Origin of the sequence: Thermovirga sp. (assembly GCF_017656375.1) — a bacterium.
Taxonomy (GTDB): domain Bacteria; phylum Synergistota; class Synergistia; order Synergistales; family Thermovirgaceae; genus Thermovirga.
The window spans coordinates 1-2233 of sequence record NZ_JACDOB010000077.1; the positions used below are offsets into that span (position 1 = coordinate 1).

Here is a 2233-nt window from a genome sequence, read left to right on the forward strand (position 1 = left end):
CCACAGGCGCCTTTCAGAGTAGGCCAGTTTGATACGCAGAAGGCCGCAATGTTTTTAGCTGAGAGCGTTGACAGGGCTGTGCGAATATGGAGAGACAGCAGGGGCCAGAAGAAGGGGATCATCCAGGTAGAGCCTCCCGAGTTAGGTAAGGTCAGGATATCTGTGCGTTCTGAACAGAATATCGTACACGTACATGTTACCGTCGATGGGGCTGAGTTAGGTAAATTGATGCAGCAGGCTGCAGACACGCTGAAAGATTCTTTTAGTAAAAAAGGAATAACTATGGGCGAGTTTTCAGTCGACGTAGGAGGAGACGGCAGAGAACAAAGTAACCAGCAGGAAGGAGCCGGCAGCTTGTCTGGAGGGAAGGGGTATGTCGGACTCGAGGATTTCGTTGAGGAAGATGAGGTCCTTTTGGGCAGGTTGGATTTATATAATGGGATTCTTTACTGGATAGCGTAAAAGATAAAGTAAGGAAGGATGGAGAGGCATGGCCGTGAACGATAGAGAGATCAGAAACATGTATTTGCGGCAGGAAATATTGTCAGCGCCTAAGGAGAAGTTGCTTCTTATCACGTACCAGATAGCCATAAGCGCGTGTCAGAGGGCAGCCAGTGCTGTAGAGCGGAAAGATTATGAGGAGGCAAACGAGGAATTCAAAACGGCACAACAGGCTGTTAGAGAGCTTCGTTTTGCTCTCAGGACTGAGGAAGCCGGTGAATGGGCGGAAAAGCTAGGGAGCCTGTACGATTTCATGTATGAGCGCTTGGTTGAGGCTAATGTCGAGAAAAGTATTGAAAAACTACAAGGGGTACAGAAATTGTTGCAGGAGCTTTATGATGCTTGGAAGGCTGTTTTTGACAAATTGGAGCAGGAAAACAAAGTATCTTCCGCCAGGGAGTTGGTGGGTGGCGGCCTCAATATATCAGGATAGATAGGGGAATTTTGCCTACCCCTATCTACCTGCTATGCCCATTCCATTTATGACCTTATCCAGCAGTTCATCAAGAACCGTTATATATCTTGATATGGCCTGATAAGAGTGCTGATATGTTATTATGTTGGTCATTTCTTCGTCGATGTTGACGCCCATCACTGCTTGTTTTTGGTTAGAGATTTGCTCTGTAAGAACTGATTGGTTTTCTTCCATGACTTTTGCCTGCCTGCTTTGAGATCCCAAAGATGCAATAAAAGAGTTGTAATAGTCTGAAGCTGTAGCGGAATCTCCGTTGAAAACTCTTTTAGAAAAAAGTTGAATCATTTCCAGTGCTTTTGTGGCATCGCCGCTACCCAAGCTGTGCCCGTTGCCGTCGTCTCCTGCGGTAGCCAGAATATAGCCTTTTTCCCATAGCTCCTGATTGATGGAAAGTTTTGATGCTGCTTCGAATTCTGTATCGATAGGATTAAGGAGTGCTATTCCACTCCCTTCAGCGCCTGGCTCTATGCCATGCCCGGAATAGTGAATGGCGTTAAGTTGGTCTGATAAAGTCTTCGCAAAGTCATTGAGGAAGTTGATGGCTTGTTTAGTAAAGTCATCTCTGGCCTTAAGAAGTCCAAAGATGTATCCTCCATTGACATGTCTTTCGATTCTTATATCGGTTCTTCCTGTACCGTGAAGGTGTAGTTCTACGCCTGGTATGACCTCTTGGTAAGTATTGGCTTTAAAGGAATTGTAACTTGTCACAGGTCTGGCCTTTGTGAAGATATTTGTCGATGACAAGAAAGTTTGGTTGTCGACCTTAAAGAGGGCGTCTTCTGAGTGCTGGAGGATGTTGGTTTTCCCCGATGAGTCTACGAGGCCCAGCTTTTCTGCTATTAAGAGGCTTCTACCTTCTGTAGGTGCCACGTTGATACGGCAGTTTTCCCCTATGGCGTTGCTTTCAAGCTTAATGTAGAAAGTCCCGTCCACTGCGGTCTCTATGCTGGCATGAACCCAAAGTTCAGGGGAGTCGACGTCAGAGTTGATGCTGTATGCGCTGTTGATCTTGTTGACTATGGTTTGAAGGCTGTCCTCTTCCGTTACTGAGATCTCTACCGTAGGGCTATCTTTTGTTATACCCAGGATCTCCATCAGGTTGCCCTGAAGGTCAGTTAAGGATATGAGGTGGCCATCCACACCAGTAAACGTGATCTTTTCTCCAGAGGAATCTATGCTTGCTGTCAGAGGGACGCCATTTGCAGGGGTGTTTATGAAGTTTGCCAAATCAGCAAGCTCTAGCTGGTTTCCAGCATC

The 2233-nt window shown here is 46.4% G+C and carries 3 protein-coding genes; 2 read left to right on the top strand and 1 reads right to left on the bottom strand.

Translation table 11 applies throughout. The features are described from left to right. Together H0Z23_RS08915 and fliS are read left to right on the top strand one after the other, a co-directional pair. The coding region (locus H0Z23_RS08915; protein ID WP_296869097.1) for a flagellar hook-length control protein FliK at positions 1–462 on the top strand (462 nt) is incomplete at its 5' end. Between the two features lie 28 nt (positions 463–490). Further along, positions 491–934 (top strand): flagellar export chaperone FliS, encoded by a 444-nt coding sequence (gene fliS, locus H0Z23_RS08920; protein WP_296869098.1) that lies wholly within the window; start codon positions 491–493, stop codon positions 932–934. Positions 935–955: 21 nt separating this feature from the next. Here the strand turns inward: fliS and H0Z23_RS08925 are convergent. After that, on the bottom strand, positions 956–2233 hold a 1278-nt coding region (locus H0Z23_RS08925; protein ID WP_296869099.1), incomplete at its 5' end, for a flagellar basal body rod C-terminal domain-containing protein.

Excerpts from the sequence above, each read along its gene's own strand:
- fliS (WP_296869098.1), top strand. The coding sequence starts at position 491 with ATGGCCGTGAACGATAGAGAGATCAGAAACATGTATTTGCGGCAGGAA.